The organism is Natronorubrum halalkaliphilum, assembly GCF_009834785.1.
Lineage (GTDB): Archaea > Halobacteriota > Halobacteria > Halobacteriales > Natrialbaceae > Natronorubrum > Natronorubrum halalkaliphilum.
The window spans coordinates 31,176-49,628 of the sequence record NZ_WUYX01000024.1; the positions used below are offsets into that span (position 1 = coordinate 31,176).

Sequence of the window (18,453 nt, forward strand, 5' to 3'; positions counted from 1 at the left end):
TGGCTTCCCTTAGTTCTCGTTTCGGCCGACTGACGCCCCTCCGGCTGCTAGACGGCATTACGTATGCGATGGCAGCCCTTTTTACGGTGTTTACGATCTACTACGCGTTTTTCATTCTGACGAATTTGAACGTCTTCGGCGTCTCGCTTCGAGCGTTCGTTCCGCCACAGCTCGTGTTTGCCGAACGGGCGGAGTACGTCGTCCTCTTTACCGGGTGGGGGCTTGCGGTCTACTATCTGGATTACGCTCGCCGACAGTTCGGCGGGGAACGGGACGATTCCGCAGCCGACGGGGAGACGGACGACGACGTCGACTCCGAAGCGTTTCAGGAGCCACCCGAACGAGTCTCGCTGCTCGACGATCTGGGTCTCAAAAGTCAGCGGATCTCGAGCGGGATTCAGTCGTTCAAGCGAGTGTACGGGCGATTCGATCCGTACCTCGCGATCGCGTTTGCGCTCCTCGCGCTCGTCACGATGGCGTATATCTACGGGGAGTTTAGCCGCCTCGACGGCGATGCACACATCCTCGGCTTCACGACGGCGGACCACATCGTCGGTGCGGCGTTGATCGTGCTCGTCACCGATGCAACGCGCCGGGCGTTCGGATGGATAATCGCCTCCGTGGCGATCTTCGCGATCGTGTACTCCCACGCCGCGGTGAGTACGTTACCGTTCCTTCCCGACCTGTTGGCGTGGTCGGGCGAGGATATCACGGGGATCGTCGAGGAGGCGGCCCTCGGCGTCCAATCCGGGATCTACGACAGCACGATCATGGGTATCGGCTCGACGTGGGTTGCGATCTTCATCATGTTCGCCGGGATCGCCAAGGCCTACGGCCTCATGGAGTACATCCGATCGGTCGGGACGGAACTCGGCAACACGCTGCGAACCGGCGTCGTCCAGATCGCGGTCATCTCGAGTATGATCATGGGTTCGATCACCGGGAGCGCGGCGGCAAACACGGCGACGACCGGGAGCTTCACGATCCCGATGATTCAGGACCAGGGCGTTCGCGACGACTACGCGGCGTCGATCGAAGCCGTCGCCTCCGCCGGTGGGCAGATGCTGCCACCCGTGATGGGCGTCGCCGCGTTCCTCATGGCCGACATCATCGGGATCCCGTATCTCGAGGTCGTCCAGGCCGGGACGATTCCGGCGGCGCTGTTCTACCTGAGCGTCTGTCTGGCCGTGCACTTCTCCATCCTCAAGTTCGGCTGGACGACGACCGACCTCTCGCCGTTCGATTGGCGGGTTCTCCTGCGCGGGATCCACTTCGTGATTCCGCTGTTCGTCCTGTTGTACACGCTCATCGTCCTTCGGTTCACGCCGCTGACGGCGGGATTCTACACGATCCTGACGATTATCGGCGTCATCTTCGTCCGAAATTACCTCATCGACGTCTTCAGCGTCGACGAGGTGATCCGGTCCAAACTGGGCGGCGGAAACGCCCGTTCGGACGACCCTGCGGACGAAAGCACTCGGTCGATCGGTTCGACGGCCGGTGGGGTCGGCGCATCCTCCTATCGCTCGCTCGCGAAAACGTCGAAACAGTCCGTCGAAGGTCTGTATCAGGGCGGAATCGAGATGGCCCCGCTCGTGGGCGTGCTCGCGGCGATGGGGCTGATCGTCGAACTGCTCGAGACGAGCGGACTAACCGGACGTCTCGGTGCGGGAATCATCGGCTTCGCGGACGTGTCGGTTCTCGGGTTCACCGGCGGGTTGGCGCTCGTCCTGGTGCTCGCGATGATCGCGAGTATCGCCTTCGGCCTCGGGATGCCGACGCCGGCGGCGTACATTCTCGTCGCGTTCCTGATCGCGGACGCGGTGACCGAACTCGCCGTTCCGGAGCTGACGACCCACATGTTCGTCTTCTACTTCGCGATGTTGTCCGCGATCACACCGCCGGTCGCGATCTCCGTCGCCGTCGGCTCGCGAATCGCCGGGACGAGCTTCATGACGGCCTGCGTGCAGGCGCTGCGTATCGGTGCCCCCGGCTTCGTCATCCCGTTCGCGTTCGTGGCGAACAACAGTCTTATCGAGTGGAGTTCGATGACGGTGTTCGCGTTCCCGGTCGTCCTCGCCGGCACCATTGGGCTGATCGTCGCCACGGTCGGCTTCGACGGGGCCCGGGAGCTGTCGCTGCCCGTCCGGACGTTCTACGTTACCGCCGGGTTCGCCGCCATGTTCGGCTCGACCGTGGCGGGGACCCTCGGGATGGCCGTTCAGACCGTCGCAGCGGCGACGATCGTCCTGTTGCTCCTGCGAGCGCGGTATCTGATCGGCTACGACATCGAGCGCGTCCGCGGTCCGTCGGCGTCGGACTGGCGGTCTCCCTGACCGTCCCGATTCGCAATCGTTTTACTGGATTGTGCCGATTCACGTACCGTATGAGCAATCTCGTGACAGCCGTCGCTGAGACCGTCGAGCGACAGCCGGCGTCGCCGGCGATCGCCTACGACGGGACCGAACTGAGCTACAAGCAGTTCTGGGATCGGGCCGGACGGTTCGCTCAGGCGCTCGAGAACCGCGGCATCGGCGAGGGGGACCGCGTCGGGGTCTACCTGCCGAACCTGCCGCAGTTCGTGACGGCCTTCTACGGAACCCTGCGCGCCGGCGGCATCATCGTCCCGATGAATCCCCAGTACAAGGCTCGAGAGATCAGCCACATGCTGGGCGACAGCGGGGCGAAGGCGGTCGTCGCGCTCGCCGACCTCGTTCCGAACGTCCTCGAGGTGCAAGGCGACACAGACGTCGAACAGATCGTTAGCGTCGGCGAGACGCCGTCTCGCGAGGCTGGTGCCGACGTCGACGGTGTCACCGAGTTCGACGCGTTCCTCGCCGACGAGACCAAACCGGTCGTGGACCGGGCGGACGACGACATCGCGGTCCAGCCGTACACGTCGGGGACGACCGGCACGCCGAAGGGCGTTCTGCTCACCCACCACAACCTCGCCTTTACGACGCGGGCCAACGCGGACGTTCCGCCGGGCGGGTTCCAGTCCTCCGACCGGCTCATCGGCACGCTGCCGCTGTTTCACATCTACGGGATGTCCGTCGTGATGAACGGGGCCATGTACAGTGGCGGCACCTACTACCCGGTTCCCGAGTGGGACGCGCCGGCGGTGATGGACCAACTCGAGGACGACGAGATTTCAATCATGTTCGCCGTTCCCGCCATGTTCAACGACATGATCAATCAGCCCGACGCCGACGAGTACGAGTTCGAGGCGCTCCGGTTCGCCAATTCGGGCGGCTCGAGTCTCCCCCTCGAGGTCCTCGAGCGGTTCGAAGACCGCTGGGGCGTCCAGCTCAACGAGGGCTACGGGCTGACCGAGACGAGTCCGGTCACCCACGCGAACACGAACGAAAACCGCCGGAAGGGCAGCATCGGTCAGCCGCTCGAGGGCGTCGAGGCCAAGATCGTTGCTGAGGACTTTGCGGAAGTGCCCCGCGTCGAGGAGGGACCGATCGACGAAGACGAAGCGGACCTCCACGAGATCACGGGCGAACTCGTCATCCACGGCCCGAACGTGATGGAGGGGTACTACGGTCTGCCCGAGGCCAACGAGGAGGCGTTCACCGAAGACGGCGGCAAGCGCTGGTTCCACACCGGCGACATCGGCTACTGGGACGAAGACGACTTCTTCTACGTCGTCGACCGCGAGAAGCACATGATCGTCACCGGCGGCTACAACGTTTACCCGCGGGAAGTGGAGGAGTTGCTGTTCGAGCACTCGGACGTCGCCGACGCCGCCGTCGTCGGCGTACCGGACGAGCGCCGCGGCGAGACCGTCAAGGCGTTCGTCGTCCCCGCGAGCGCAGCGGGTGGAGGTTCGTCGGACGTCGAGGCGACGCCCGAAGACATCAAGCAGTACTGCCTCGAGAACCTCGCGGCGTACAAACATCCCCGCGAGGTCGAGTTCGTGAAAACGCTGCCGCGGACGACCACCGGCAAGGTTCAGAAGTTCGAACTCCGCGACGAGGACGAGTAGTCCTCGGCCGGTCGCTGTGAGTCGGTCCGACCACGGCGTTTGTCTCGGCTTCGAGAGTCGCATCGCCCAGCTGGCTTTACAACGTTAGCAGGCTTGCGGATATACTTTGCAACTGTTGAATATATCGAAGCTATTTTGGCACCTGCCCACAATAATCACGTATGGCATTTACGCTGTCCGTCGAGCACGAGGCAATTCGCGAGGCAGTTCGCGAATTCGGTGAAAACGAAATGGCACCGGTCGCCGAGGAACACGACCGAGAGCACAAGTATCCCGAAGAGATCCGCAAGAAGGCCGCCGAGTACGACTTCGTCGCGCCGAGTATCCCCCTCGAGTACGACGGCGCTGGGATGGACAAGATCTCGAGCACGATCGTCACCGAGGAACTCTGGCGCGCAGATCCCGGGATCGGCTCTGCGGTCGGCTCCGCTGGCTTCGGGACGAACATGATCCTCGAGTTCGGCGACGAATGGATGAAAGAGGAGTGGCTGCCGAAGATCGCCAACGGCGAGACCGCCTCCTGTTCGATGATCTCCGAGCCCGCACACGGGTCGAACGTCGCCGGTATTGAAACGGTCGCCGAGAAAGACGGCGACGAGTACGTCCTGAACGGAAACAAGATGTGGATCACGAACGGGACCGTCGCCGACGTCGGCGTTCTGATGGCCAAGACGAGCCCCGACGAGGGCCACCGCGGCATCACCGCCTTCCTCGTCGAGATGGACACCGACGGCGTCACGACCGACAAAATTACCAACAAACTCGGTATCCGTGCCTCCGACCTCGCTGAGGTCGTCATCGACGACGTTCGCGTCCCCGAGGAGAACGTCATCGGCGAGGTCGACAAGGGCTTCTACCAGCTGATGGAGTTCTTCGCCGCCGGCCGCACCAGCGTCGCCGCCCAGGCCGTCGGTGCCGCCCAGGGTGCCCTCGACGCCGCCATCGAGTACGCCAACGAGCGCGAGCAGTTCGACCAGAAGATCAAAGAGTTCCAGGCTATCGAGCACAAGATCGCCGAGATGGCGACGAAGGTCGAGGCCGCCCGGTCGCTGACCTACCGCGCCGCCAGCCAGGTCGAAAAGAACAACCAGGACGTCGCCGCGCAGTACTCGAGCATGGCGAAGCTGTTCGCGAGCGAGATTTCAGTCGAGGTCGCCGACGAGGGCGTACAGGTCCACGGCGGTTCGGGCTACGTCACGGACTACCCCGCCGAGCGCTACTACCGTGACGCCCGCATCACGAAGATCTACGAGGGCACCAGCGAGATTCAGAAGAACATCATCGCCGACCAGATCTTCTAGAGCGGGATCGGGACTCGATTCTGCGGCTTTTTCGCGGCTCTTGGTACCCACCAGCGGTTACTGTTCGGGCACTCGCAGTTCGAGGGCGGCACCCTGTCCGTAACCGACGCACATCGTCGAGAGGCCGAGACCGCCGCCCTCCCGCTCGAGTTCGTGGATCAGCGAAACCGGCAGGCGAGCGCCCGACGCGCCGAGGGGGTGGCCGATGGCGATGGCCCCGCCGTTGACGTTGAACTGGTCGTCGTCGAAGCCGAGTTCGTCCTGACAGTACAGCGTCTGGCTCGCGAAGGCCTCGTTGAGTTCGACGCGGTCGTAGTCCGCAGCCGAGCGGCCGTTGCGCTCCCAGAGGCCGCGGACGGCGGGGACGGGGCCGATCCCCATCACCGTCGGATCGACGCCCGCGACGTTGTGGGCCTCGAGTTCGGCGCTGATCTCGAGGTTGTTCTCTTCTGCGAACTCCTTGCTCGTGATCAGGACGCCCGCGGCGCCGTCAGAGACCTGCGAGGCGTTGGCAGCGGTGACGGTGCCGTCCTCCTCGAAGGCCGGCGGCAGATTCGAGATTTTCTCTGTGGTCGTGCCGGGGCGCAGTCCTTCGTCCTCCTCGACGGTCCGTTCGCCGGTGTCTATCGGAACGATCTCGTCGTCGAACTTGCCCGCCTCGGTCGCCTCGACGGCGCGCTGCTGGCTTCGGGCGCCGTACTCGTCCTGACGCTCGCGGGAGATGTCGTACTCGCGGGCGACCTTCTCTGCGGTCTGGCCCATCGCGAGGCCGGCCGCGTCGTACTGTTCGGCGATGCCGTCGTAGGAGCCGATCCCCTTCCGGCGCTCAGTGCGGGACATGTTCTCGACGCCGCCGGCGACGATGACCTCACGCTGGCCCGCCCGGATGGCGTCGCTCGCGCTCATGATCGCCTCCGCGGAGGAGGCACAGAGCCGGTCGATCGTCGTTCCCGGGACGCTCTCGCCCAACTCCGAGAGCAGGGCGATAACGCGGGCGATGTTGTTGCTCTGCTCGTCGACCTGCTTTGCACATCCCCAGCGGATGTCGTCGACGTCCTCGCCCGTGAGCCCGGTTCGCTCGAGCATCTCGTCGACGAGCGGGACGGAGAGCTCCTCGCTGCCGGTTTCGGCGAAGACGCCGCCGTGTTTGCCCTGGGGCGTCCGGACTGCGTGGACGATCACTGGCACTGGCATCGGCTGCTGGTCGCTCATTGTGACTGTGTGTCGTCGTTCGGGGGTAAAGTAGCTCCGTTCTTCGGCCTGGAGCCGTCGCGGTCCAGCGCGCCGGGATTACGGTGTCGGCTCCGCGTCCGAACGCCCTCGTTTTGTCCCGTTGGCCGTACTCTCGGCGAGTGCGAGCAGCAGGATCTCGCGAACAGCAACGGGTCCGCGAACGACAACGGGTCCGCGAACGTAACGGTTCCGCGACCGGCACTCGGCGCTCGAGAAAGTGTTGCCGGACATCTCGAGAGAGGAACGTTTTTGATCGTTTCTCGAGTGTACTCACACATGCAAGTCACAGTGCTCGGCGCAGGGAGCATGGGCCACGGGATCGCACAGGTATCCGCGATGGCGGGCCACGACGTCGTCCTCCGGGACATCGAAGAGGAGTTCGTCGAGGACGGTCTCGACGGGATCCGCAATAACCTGCAGGGTGGGGTCGACCGGGACAAGCTTTCCGAGGAGGAGATGGAGGCTGCCTTAGAGCGCATCGAGGGCATGGTCGACCTCGAAAGCGCCGTCGCGGACGCCGACCTCGTCGTCGAGGCCGTACCCGAAGACATGGGCCTGAAGAAGGACGTGTTCTCGGACGTCGAGGACGCCACGAGCGAGGACACCGTTATCGCCTCGAACACGTCCTCGCTGTCGGTCACCGAGATGGCCAGCGCGCTCGAACACCCCGAGCGCGCCGTCGGCCTGCACTTCTTCAACCCGCCACACATCATGGATCTGGTGGAGATCATCGTCGCCGAGCAGACCGACGAACGCACCGAGGCGTTCGCCGTCGACTACGTCCGGAGCATCGAAAAGGAAGACGTCGTCGTCCGCGATACGGCTGGTTTCGCCACCTCGCGACTCGGGATCGCGCTCGGTCTCGAGGCGATTCGGATGGTCGAGCAGGGCGTCGCCAGCCCGGCCGATATCGACGAGGGGATGGAGATCGGCTACGGGCACCCGATGGGCCCGCTCGAGCTCACCGACCACGTCGGACTCGACGTCCGGCTACACATCGCCGAACACCTCCGCGAAGAGCTAGGGGAGCGGTTCAAACCGCCGCAGTCGCTTCGCCGGAAGGTCCGCGCGGGCAACCTCGGGAAGAAGACCGGCGAGGGCTACTACGTCTGGGAGGACGGCGAACGCGTCGGTATGAGCGGCGACTGGGACGACGAGTGAGGGCGTCCCACGAGACGGACACCCACCCCACGTTTCCGACGTATCGTGACGGTGGCCGATCGGTGATCGGATGGTTGGTAGGGATGAGCGGACGGGCGGATAGGTGGATGGGCCGATAGCTGGACCGACCGACAACGGACTGGGACAACAGGTAGTCAATATTCGTGAGAGCAACTCGAGACGTCCCTCGTGAGAGTAACTCGAGACGTCTCTTGTCGATGTCGCACCCACCCCCCACGTTTCCGTCGTTTCTCCAAGAAGGTAGAAGGGGGTAGCAGCGACCATGGTGCAGCTAGTGACTGTTTGAAAGACAGCGTATCGAACCGATCGCTGCAGCTCTACACTGCAAAAGATAGATTAAAGTGAATAAGATAGAAATAGCCCAGTAAACTGGTCGCTATCAGAAACGACATACCAGTCGTTTCGATCGCTGAAACGACGGTTCTCGTGCGTTCGGTATCCACGCCGCCTCTCTCCCAATACGTCACGCTGTGCTGTGATTTTCCGAAACAGCCACCTCGAGTCGATCTCTGAAACCAGGGCCCCTCCACTCAAATTACGACGGAAACGTGGGGTGTGTGGGTAAACCCACGTTCTCCCCACCCCGCTGCAGTCGGCCATCTATCTGCGTTACGTCGGAAACGAGGTTGTCTCATCAATTATTCGGCTTTAGTCATTTGGACCATCTATCCCTCGAGATCGTCGAAATAACGTCGGAAACACGGGGTGGCTGGTTTCAATAGTTTTATACAGCCCCCGTTCACATCGTTCGTCGTAGATGACGTCTGACTCTTCATCGGATTCTGTCGACGATCCGCTCTTTAACTCCGGCCATCGGATCTTCTCGAACAAGGATCTCCTGAAAATCGGCCACGTCCCGGAGGCCGATCGGATCGTCGGTCGCGACGAAGAGATCTCGAAACTGGCGAAACGACTGAACGGTGCCGTCCACGGCTACTCTCCGGAGAACGTAATGATCTACGGGAAAACCGGGGCTGGAAAATCCCTCGTCTCGAGACACGTCTGCCAGCGCGCGCAAAATGCGGCCGACTCGAGTGTCGATATCGGAATCGCGTACATCGACTGTGCGGAAGACAACACGGAGACGCAGGCGATCTCTTCCCTCGCCGCAAAACTGAACGACGAATCGAAGACCGATATTACGGTTCCCCACACCGGTCTCAGTACGTCGAAATACTACAAACTCCTCTGGAAGACGCTCGACGCGCAGTTCGATTCGGTGATCATCATCCTCGACGAGATCGACCTGATGAACGACGACAGCGTATTGATGAAACTCTCTCGAGCCGAGGAGGCGGGGAAAATCGACTGCAGCATCGGCGTGATCGCGATCAGTAACCGGATCCAGTACGTTGACAATTTAAACGAACGAGTGAAGAGTAGCTTCCAGCACAAGGAGTTGTTCTTCAAGCCCTACGACGCGAATCAGCTCCGCGAAATCATGCTCAATCGGGAGGACGCCTTTCAGGACGGCATCCTTTCCGAGGACGTGATCCCGCTCTCCGCCGCTTTTGCCGCCCAGGAACACGGAGACGCGCGGAAGGCGATCAATATTCTTCGCCACGCCGGCGAGGTCGCCTACGAAGAGGAAGCGGAGATGGTCCGAGAGGAACACGTCCGGCAGGCCCAACAACACGCCGAAAAAGACCGCTTTCGGGAACTCGTCAACGGCGCTCCCACGCAGGCGAAAGCCGCGCTACTCGCATTGACCGAGCTAAGCGTCAACGCAAGCGACGACGCCTTTCTCACGAGTCGCGTCTACGACCAGTACGAGCGGATCTGTGGCCACCTCGATATCGACACCCTGTCGGTCCGTCGGTTTCGTGATATCTTGAAGGAACAGGCGTTCCTCGGCGTCGTCGAAATCGAGAAGATCAACAAGGGAAGCGCCGGCGGTATCCACCTGCAGAATCGGCTCATCGAGGATCCGCAGGTCGTTCGTGAAACGATCCTCGAGGATGCCCGAATGCAAGATTGGTCCGGCAAGTAAATCCGTCGGCCGCCCTCACGGATCTGACTCAGATCCCAATTACAGGTAGGTACAACTCACCCGGAAACTGGAGAACAGTTCATATTTTGAATTCTGAACGACTCGAATCGATTAGATCTTTCCGCTTCTCCGTTGCTCGTATGCAAATATGCGTCAGTAGTCACGCCGCCCGTTTGTGAATCGAAGGCATATCGACTTGTATGCCGGTTCATACGGCCAAAAGTACTCTACCACACGTGCCCGAACAACAGCAGACGTATCTGGATAGAACGAGACTAATCAAACTGGCAGGTATATTGATGGCAGTTCCATAGCGGATTTATGAACTACTAAACCGTTTCTTCGTAGACTGCAGGCCGCTCCATCTCCGGTCTCCGAACAGCAGTATCAGTCGAATACGAAACGACGGAAAGCCGGTGTGTGGTGATGCGGAAACGACGGAAACGTGGGGTGTCAGAAAGACGGCGGAAACGCGGGGTACGGCGAGACGGCGACACTGCCTGATTCGGTCTCTTCGGAGCGCATACTTGAACTCGAGTTCGGACTCGAGTCGCCCAGCATCGAGACGAGCAACCACCTTGCGAAGCCGGGTCGCTCGTTACCGTCCGAACCGATCGGTGACGTGCTGATCGGTAATCCACGGAAATTCGCCCAATCGATCGGCCCCGAAAGCGGTTGGGGGGTTCGCTAATGCCGACGCTTTTAGCCGCTTGGGAGCAATGGACAGGTATGTCTCTGGAGCCGAGCGCCGACCCGGCCGCCGACCGGCGTGCGAACTACGACTATCGGAGCGACGAGGTCGATCGCCCGGCGCTGGTCGACGACATCGAACGACTCGTCGACTGCGACGTTCGGGCAGACTCCTATTCGCGCGAACTGTACGCGACGGATGCAAGCGCCTACGAAATGACGCCGATAGCGGTTGCGTTCCCGCAGTCAACCGCCGACGTCGTCGGCATCGTCGAGTACTGCGCCAGACGGGAGATTCCGGTCCTCCCGCGCGGCGGCGGAACGAGTCTCGCTGGCCAGACGGTCAACCGCGCCGTCGTGCTGGACTTCACGCGGTACATGAACGAGATCCTCGAGATCGATCCGGACGGGCAGACGGCAACGGTCCAGCCGGGAACGGTCCTGGGGACGCTGAACGAGACGCTCGCCGAGCACGACCTGAAGTTCGCCCCCGACCCCGCGTGGGGCGATAAGAGTGCCATCGGCGGCGCGATCGGGAACAACTCGACGGGCTCGCACTCGCTGCAGTACGGGAAGACCGACGCCTACATCGAGGAGGTCGAAGCCGTCCTCGCCGACGGCACCGTGACGACCTTCGGCGAGGTGACGCTCGAGGAAATCGGCGACCGCGCCGATTCCGACGGCGATCTCGAGGGGCGCATTTACGCGGAGATCGATCACATTCTCGAGGCGGACGCGGACCGAATCGAGGAGACTTATCCCGACCTCAAACGGAACGTCTCGGGGTACAACCTCGATCGGCTCGTCGCGGAGGCTCGCGGGAAGACGATGCCCGGCGGAGAGGACACCGGCGAGGCGGGCACCGTCAACCTCGCGCGCCTGCTGGCCGGCAGCGAGGGGACGCTGGCCATCGTCACCGAGGCGACGGTTTCGCTCGAGCCCGTGCCGAACACGAAGGCCGTCTCGCTGCTGTGCTATCCGGACCTCCACCAGGCGATGCGGGACGTCGAGCACATCCTCGCCCACGACCCCGCTGCAGTCGAGGTGCTGGACGACATCCTGATCGATCTCGCGCGCGACACCGCGGAGTTCGGTCCGGTCACCGAGATGCTCCCCGACGGCACGAACGCCGTCCTCCTGGTCGAGTTCTACGCCGAGGACCCGAACCACGGCAAAGCGCAGGTCGCCGGACTGCTCGCCGATCGCGCACCGTCGGCGATGCCGGCCGGGGAGCCACCCGCAGATTCTCCTCAAAGCGACGCCGACCCGCTCGCTCTGGAGGCCCTCGAGGCCTACGACGAGGACGAACGCGCCCAGCTCTGGAAGCTCCGCAAGTCCGGGCTTCCGATCCTGCTCTCGCGGACGACCGACGAGAAGCACATCTCGTTTATCGAGGACACCGCGATTCCACCCGAACACCTGCCCGAGTTCGTCGAGCGATTCGAGGGGATCCTCGAGTCTCACGACACCTACGCGAGTTTCTACGCCCACGCCGGACCGGGCGTGCTCCACGTCAGACCCCTCGTCAATACGAAGACCGAGATCGGACTGGACCAACTCCACGGCATTGCGGACGACGTGACCGACCTCGTGGTCGAGTTGGGCGGATCGGTCTCGGGCGAACACGGCGACGGCCGCGCTCGCACCCAGTGGAACCGCAAACGCTACGGCGAGGAGCTCTGGCAGTCGTTTCAGGACCTCAAGACGGCGTTCGACCCCGATTGGATCCTGAACCCGGGGCAGGTCGTCTTTCGGGACGAGAACCCGACCGATCTGCGCGAGCACCTGCGGTTCGATCCCGACTACGAGTTCGAGGCCGGCTTCGAACCGGAACTCGAGTGGCACGCCGACAACGGGATGCAGGGGATGGTCGAACTCTGTCACGGCTGTGGCGGCTGTCGCGGCGAGCAGGAGACCACCGGCGGCGTGATGTGTCCGACCTTCCGCGCGAGCCGCGAGGAGATCACGAGCACCCGGGGCCGAGCGAACGCGCTTCGGCAGGCGATGAGCGGTGATTTGGAGCCCGACGAGGCCGTTTCGGACGAGTTCGTCGAGGAAGTGATGGGGCTCTGTATCGGCTGTAAAGGCTGTGCCATCGACTGTCCGAGCGAGGTCGATATGGCGAAGCTCAAGGCCGAAGTGACCCACGAGTACCACCAGCGAAACGGCGCGACGCTGCGCGATCGGCTCTTTGCAAACGTCGCCCGGCTTTCGAAGTGGGGGAGTCGGCTCGCGCCGTTTTCGAACGCCACAGCCAAGCTCCCGGGAGCCCGCAAGCTGCTCGAGGCGACGGTGGGGATCGACTCGAGTCGTCCGCTGCCGACGTTCCACGCGACAACCTTCCGGGACTGGTTCGATCGGCGTGGCGGCCCGCGGGTGAGCGTAGACGAGGCCGACCGCAAGGTGGTGCTCTACCCCGACACCTACACCAACCACAGCCATCCCGAGGCCGGAAAGGCCGCCGTCCGGGTGCTCGAGGCCGCCAACGTCCACGTCACGGTCCCCGACGAACTCGGCGATACCGGTCGCCCGGCGTTCTCGAAGGGCTTTCTCGATCAGGCTCGAAAGACCGCCCGCGAGAACGTCAGGACCCTCGCGCCGCTCGTCGCGGACGGCTGGGACGTAGTCGTCATCGAGCCCTCGGACGCCGTCATGGTGCAGGCGGATTACCTCGATCTCCTCTCGGACGAGTCGGCCGAGCGCCTCGCCGGGGCCACGTACGGCGTCTGCGAGTACCTCGACACCTTCCGACTGGACGAAGCGATCGCGTTCGACGCCGACGCGGCCGACCGGTCTCTCACCTACCACGGCCACTGCCACCAGAAAGCGACGCGGAAGGACCACCACGCCGTCGGCGTCCTCCGGCGTGCTGGCTACGCCGTCGACCCGCTCGATTCGGGCTGTTGTGGCATGGCCGGCAGTTTCGGCTACGAGGCCGAACACGCCTCGATGAGCGACGCAATCGCCTCGATTCTGTACGAACAGGTCGACGACAGCGAGGGCGACCGGGTTGTCGCACCGGGGGCCTCCTGTCGCACCCAACTCGAGCACCGATCCGGATCGACCGACGAGCCGCCGACGCCGATCGAACTCGTCGACGGGGCCCTCGATCAGCGTCCGCGCTGATCGTCGCTGCAGGCCTGACCGTCGGTCGAGTCGGTAATCGGTCTCCCCATCGGTTCGGCTGTGTTAATTGCCCCGCGTACGGTGGCGCGAGGCTTGTCAGTGGACTCGTATTCGTTTTCGCATTCGCATATGACGCGATACGCGGACTTTGGGACGGAAAGACGCTACATGCTTCGTGTTTTCTTTGGACCCCGACTCGAGCCTTTGGAACGATCCTCTTCGTTACCGACTCGAGCCCTCATCGCGCCGAGAGTCCCCGAGCCGGTCGAACGGGTCCGCGAGTTCGTCAGGCACGGCGAGTCGTGAGTACCCGGAGGCGCAACTTATCCCTAACAATGTAGCCATCGAGATTAGTCTTTCATGCCCGATATCCGTTAATATGGCAGAAACGGAACGAAAACCCGAAAGTCAGCGCGCGGAACAGGAGTGGAGTCTTTACGTCGAGGATGGCGTTGTCATTGCCGAATTCCCCGAGGGTATGCCGACCGAACGATCGGAGTTCGAGAAGGTAAACCAGCGGTTCGAGACGTTGGCATCGAGACCCGACGTCCACGCGCACCTGTCGTGGCTGAAGATGGACAAGGCGCTGAGCAAAGACGTGTTCGAGAAAGCCCAGGAAGCGGCGAAGATGGGCCTCGAGTACGATATCACGAAGTGGGTGATGGTTTCCGACGGGATCAAGAATATGGCGCTGCGGAGCAAGATTAGCGACATCTCCGGCGTCGAGACGAACACGGCGAACACATTTTCGGAAGGTATGGAGTGGGCGCAACGGTAACTCGAGACGCGAGATCCGCCGTTCGCTGCTCATACTCCCCGTCCCGAACTGAACCGTCTTCTTGACGGTAGCGGGACGCTTTTGCGCCGTCCGTCCCAACCGTGGACCATGACTCAGACAACCCGGGAGTTCGGCGAGTGGCCGCTCAGGCGGCTTCTGACAGCGGTCGTCGGCTCCGGTCCGAAATCCGCCGAGGATATGGACCGCAAGCAGGCACGAGAAGCCTTCCAGCGCATTCTGGCGGGCGAACCGGACGACACCACGCTCGGCGCGTTCTGGCTGGCAAACCGCTGGAAGCGTAACACGCCCGAGGAACTGGCGGCCTACACCGACGTCATGCGCAAGGAATCGGTCGTGACCGCCGAACCCGAAGCCGATCCGGTCGACTGCGGCGCGAACTACGACGGCAAGCACAGTTCGGCGCTCCTCGGCGTCGGCGCCGGCATCGTCGCCGCCGCGGCAGGAACCCCAGTCGTCGTCCACTCCGGCGACCGCGTTCCCACCCAGAAGGCGACCGCGTACAAACACGTCCTCGACGAACTGGGCGTTCGGACGGCGCTCGAGCCGACCGAGAGCGCGGCTATGGTCGACGAGACCGGGTTCGGCTTCTACTACCAGCCGGAATTCAATCCCGGGGTTCACGACCTCTACGACCGACGCGATCAGATGGGCGTCCGAACGTTCATCAACACCGTCGAGACCGTCGCCAACCCCGCGAACGCCGACGTTCACCTCGGCTCGTTCTACCACCTCGCGTTCGCGAAGAAACTGACCGACCTGCTCGCCGTAAGCGAGCGACTCGACTACTCCCGCGCCATCTTCTTCCAGGGGATGGAGGGGTACGACGACATCCGGCCGGGGTATACGAAAGTAGCCGAGTGGAACGAAAGCGAGACGCGTAGCGCCTCGGACGACGCGAGCGGCGACGAGTCACAAGCAGGCGCGGACCTCGAGGACTACGAGATCGAAACCGCCGAGTACGGCATGCAGATGGAAACCGAAGACCTCGAGGTCGACGACGTGACCGTCGACTCGGCGTCGATCACTGAAGCGGTGCTCGCCGGCGAGCGCGACGACCAGTTCGCCGACGCCATCGCACTCAACGCCGCGTTCCGGATGTACGCCCGACGGGACGTCGACACGCTCGAAGCGGGCCTCGAGCGGGCCCGGTCAGTTATCGCCGACGGCAACGCCGAAGCCGTGCTCGAGGAGTTGCGAGCGTTCTGAGGCGACGGTTCGAGACGAATAGGGAACCCGTGGCGTCGCGGGCCGTTCGTCACCGACCGAACTGAAACGGACCACTCGCTGTTTCTCGTTCCCTGCTCTCGACTCGAGACCGACGGGCGGTTCTCGAGCCAAATTCGGCATGAGTCATGTCTGTCATATCTCGGTTTATACCATATCTGAATACAGTACTCTTCAGTGCCATCGTCTGTTTACAAACGATAGCTGAACCGATAGCAGAACGACGGTCGAATCGGAATCTCGAGTCGCCACCAACAGCGTTGTAGTCGCGCTATCAGTCGTTTTCGACTGGTATCAGCCGACGATTGTGGTCGGCTGTTCCAGTACGCAGTTCGGGCAACCAGAAACGCGTGGTTCCAGTCGATAAACCCACTTTGACCGACTGTTCACTCCGATACCGTTGGACCAACAGCAAAATCGTGCGTCGCGGTAAATCGAGTAACGCGCTGGAGACGGTTCAATGACAATAAGTGAATAGAAAACGACAGTAATTAAGATATTATATATTGTCCGAATAGTGAGTGACAACGAAACGGTAGTCACGGTACCGGCGAAACGAACACGAGAGTAGACTGATCGGTTCGGTCACAAAGAAACCGATACCCGAACTTTGGCTCCGGTCCTGAGTAGCCTCACTCGAGTCGATTCGCTATTCGTCGCCGTCGCCATCGGTACCGGGCGACCGCTCGGATTTACCGCGTTCGCCGCCGCTCTCGGATGGACGTTCGCCGCCGCTCTCGGATGGGGTGCTACGTCCGGACTCACCGGTGTCGCGGTCCGCATCGGCGCGGTCCTCGCCTTCCGTCTCCGAGGTATCCGTCCCGTTCCCGTCGTTATCGTCCCGTTGCTCTCCACCGGTTCCCGATCGATCGACCCGCACGCTGTCCATGGATCGACCGAACACCGTCCGACCGTCGCCGAACAGCGTCGGTTCGGCGTTGTCGTCCGCGTTGGAATCGTCCGCACGGTGTCGCTCGAGAAACGCCGGCCGCTTCATGGCCTCGGTACTGTCGTCGGGAAGCGTGTCGATGTCGAAGCCGCGAATCGCCCCGGGGATCGTGTCGGTTTCCTCCTCCTCGTCTTGCTCCCCGTCGGTCTCGGTTCCGTCCGAGCGTTCGACCAGTTCGATCGTGGTCTTCTCTTCGACCAGTTCCTCCCAGACGGCTTCGTCCTCGTCGACCTGCAGCGCGATCTGACCGGCCTGGTTCTGGCCCTTCTGGTAGGCGAGTTTTACGAAGCTCCGATCGTAGGTCGAGTCGGTCTGCTCGGCGAGTCGGTCGAGTTCGCCGGGGTGGTGCTCGTCCAGCCGCGTCGCAACGCCGAGCGCGTACGCGCGCTGTACGGCCTCCTCGCGGCCGTCGACCGCGTCCCAGTCGGTGCCGAAGGTTTCTTCGTACATTTCAGGTCTGGATCTTCGTGCTGGGGTCGACTCGGAGTCCGCGGTCGGTGAACTCGATCTTTCGGATATCACAGTCGGTCCGCGTCCCTCGCATCTTGATGATCTGGACGCCTCTGGTCATCCCGCCGGACTCGAGGTAGTTGTGCATGAACACGACGCCGTGGGCCAGATAGTGGCCGTCGGAGTAGGAGGACGGATCGGTCATCTCCGAGATCAGGAGGACCGTGGCGTCGGCTCGCTTGAGCTTCGTCAGGAACTTGATCAGGGCGTTGAGATCGTCCGAGAAGTAGTACTCGAGGAGCATCGTCGAGTCGATGACCAGCCGGTCGACGCCTCGCGATTCGATGAACGCGACGAGCTGGTTGGACAGGTTCTCGACGTTTGAAGGGAATTCGCCGCTGCTTCGGGACGACGAAGAGAGCAGCCGTTGGGCCTCGCTGTCGAAGACGTTCAGCACTTTCACGTGACCGGAGGCGACGGCCTGTTCGAACCCGAACTCGAAGTTCGACATGTCGTTGACGAGTTCCGCCTGGGATTCGTGGAGCGTCAGGAACAGCGTCGTCTCGCCGTCGATCGCTCCTTTCGTGACGAACTGCGAGCAGAACGTCGTCTTGCCGCTCCCCGGCGGGCCGCTGATGACGTACAGGCGGTCCTTGAGAATGCCTCCGTCAACGAGTTTGTCGAAGCCTGGTACGCCCGTAGTGATTCGCATTGTCGCCAATCAGGGTGGTGCCAGATAAATAGATTCTGGGCGAGTGCCGAACGCCAAGCGTATCGCGATCGGGAAGCCGACGCGGTCTGTGCGTCTTCCAACCGACGGCTGCTAAAGCGGGTCAGAACCGTTCACAGCCGACGTACCGTACCGTCTGCACTGGTAACCGTCAAGATCCCCGTCGCCGGATCGAACTCGATCGATCGGCCGTGGTAACCGCCGAAATCCGACTCCAGTATCGAGACGTTCGCGGCCTCGAGTTCGCGGCGGACGGCCGTGGCGTTGCGTTCGCCGATCGGCGGCCCCGTCTGGTGAAACTCGACCATCGTCGCCCCGCCGGCGAGTTTGGCCCACGACCGGGCGGGGTCGCCGCCGCGGTCGGTAAACTCCGCGAGCATGGATTCGATGCCCGTGTCGGCGAACTTCGCGGCCGGATGCTGCTGGCTGGTCGTCTCGGCAGCGACCGGGAGCATGAAGTGCAACAGGCCGCTGACGCCGGCGAACTCGTCGTGGACGGCGACGCCGATACAGGAGCCGAGTCCGCTGGTTTTCAGCGGAACGTCGTCGCCGGTAACGGCGTATTCGGCGATACCGATCGGAATCGAACCGGTCGGATCCGCGTCGTCGTCCGTCGATCGACCGCCGTCGTCGTCAGTTGGTAACATCTGTGGCGAAACTGTGCCGGTGCTGCTGTAGACGGGTGTGGTGAACCAACTCCGTCTCCGTCGGTACTCGTCGATCGATCTCGCGTTCGAAGCCGCTGATCGAGGGGGTCGGTCAGCGGCCCCGCGGTTAACCGCGGCCAG

Annotated in this window: 13 protein-coding genes; 9 read left to right on the plus strand and 4 right to left on the minus strand. The window is 62.7% G+C overall.

The annotated features are described in order from the left end of the window. Positions 1 to 68 precede the first annotated feature (68 nt). The 3 genes from GS429_RS06760 to GS429_RS06770 all read left to right on the plus strand — a co-directional run bounded on the left by GS429_RS06760 (position 69) and on the right by GS429_RS06770 (position 5,292). Positions 69 to 2,336, plus strand: coding sequence for a TRAP transporter permease (locus GS429_RS06760; protein WP_160063939.1), 2,268 nt, complete (start codon positions 69 to 71; stop codon positions 2,334 to 2,336). A gap of 50 nt (positions 2,337 to 2,386) precedes the next feature. Further along, positions 2,387 to 3,991, plus strand: coding sequence for a long-chain-fatty-acid--CoA ligase (locus tag GS429_RS06765; RefSeq protein ID WP_160063941.1), 1,605 nt, complete (start codon positions 2,387 to 2,389; stop codon positions 3,989 to 3,991). 161 nt (positions 3,992 to 4,152) lie between these two features. After that, on the plus strand, positions 4,153 to 5,292 hold the full coding sequence (locus GS429_RS06770) for an acyl-CoA dehydrogenase family protein (RefSeq protein WP_160063943.1): 1,140 nt from the start codon (positions 4,153 to 4,155) through the stop codon (positions 5,290 to 5,292). Between the two features lie 57 nt (positions 5,293 to 5,349). Here the strand turns inward: GS429_RS06770 and GS429_RS06775 are convergent, their stop codons facing one another. After that, positions 5,350 to 6,504, minus strand: a complete 1,155-nt coding sequence (locus tag GS429_RS06775; RefSeq protein ID WP_160063945.1) for a thiolase family protein — start codon at positions 6,502 to 6,504, stop codon at positions 5,350 to 5,352. Positions 6,505 to 6,801: 297 nt separating this feature from the next. Between GS429_RS06775 and GS429_RS06780 the strand changes: the two genes are divergently transcribed. The 6 genes from GS429_RS06780 (at position 6,802) to GS429_RS06800 (ending at position 15,518) form a co-directional block, all read left to right on the plus strand. After that, positions 6,802 to 7,686, plus strand: a complete 885-nt coding sequence (locus GS429_RS06780) for a 3-hydroxyacyl-CoA dehydrogenase family protein (RefSeq protein ID WP_160063947.1) — start codon at positions 6,802 to 6,804, stop codon at positions 7,684 to 7,686. A 778-nt stretch (positions 7,687 to 8,464) separates the two neighbouring features. Beyond that, positions 8,465 to 9,697: an orc1/cdc6 family replication initiation protein gene (locus GS429_RS06785; RefSeq protein WP_160063949.1), complete on the plus strand. Its 1,233-nt coding sequence runs from the start codon at positions 8,465 to 8,467 to the stop codon at positions 9,695 to 9,697. Between the two features lie 445 nt (positions 9,698 to 10,142). Continuing rightward, on the plus strand, positions 10,143 to 10,388 hold the full coding sequence (locus GS429_RS21775; RefSeq protein ID WP_201293974.1) for a hypothetical protein: 246 nt from the start codon (positions 10,143 to 10,145) through the stop codon (positions 10,386 to 10,388). A gap of 38 nt (positions 10,389 to 10,426) precedes the next feature. Continuing rightward, complete coding sequence (locus GS429_RS06790) at positions 10,427 to 13,513, plus strand: FAD-binding and (Fe-S)-binding domain-containing protein (RefSeq protein WP_160063951.1); 3,087 nt, start codon at positions 10,427 to 10,429, stop codon at positions 13,511 to 13,513. Positions 13,514 to 13,892: 379 nt separating this feature from the next. Further along, complete coding sequence (locus tag GS429_RS06795; protein ID WP_160063953.1) at positions 13,893 to 14,291, plus strand: hypothetical protein; 399 nt, start codon at positions 13,893 to 13,895, stop codon at positions 14,289 to 14,291. Positions 14,292 to 14,399: 108 nt separating this feature from the next. Further along, positions 14,400 to 15,518 carry an anthranilate phosphoribosyltransferase gene (locus tag GS429_RS06800; RefSeq protein WP_160063955.1) on the plus strand — a complete coding sequence of 373 codons (1,119 nt, stop codon included), beginning with the start codon at positions 14,400 to 14,402 and terminating at the stop codon, positions 15,516 to 15,518. Between the two features lie 667 nt (positions 15,519 to 16,185). On the opposite strand, the gene GS429_RS06805 is transcribed toward GS429_RS06800, so the two are convergent. The 3 genes from GS429_RS06805 to GS429_RS06815 form a co-directional block, all read right to left on the minus strand. Continuing rightward, positions 16,186 to 16,935: a DUF8057 family protein gene (locus GS429_RS06805; protein ID WP_160063957.1), complete on the minus strand. Its 750-nt coding sequence runs from the start codon at positions 16,933 to 16,935 to the stop codon at positions 16,186 to 16,188. Position 16,936: 1 nt separating this feature from the next. Beyond that, positions 16,937 to 17,647 carry an RAD55 family ATPase gene (locus tag GS429_RS06810; protein ID WP_160063959.1) on the minus strand — a complete coding sequence of 237 codons (711 nt, stop codon included), beginning with the start codon at positions 17,645 to 17,647 and terminating at the stop codon, positions 16,937 to 16,939. Between the two features lie 131 nt (positions 17,648 to 17,778). Beyond that, complete coding sequence (locus GS429_RS06815) at positions 17,779 to 18,312, minus strand: chemotaxis protein CheD (RefSeq protein WP_160063961.1); 534 nt, start codon at positions 18,310 to 18,312, stop codon at positions 17,779 to 17,781. Positions 18,313 to 18,453 lie beyond the last annotated feature (141 nt).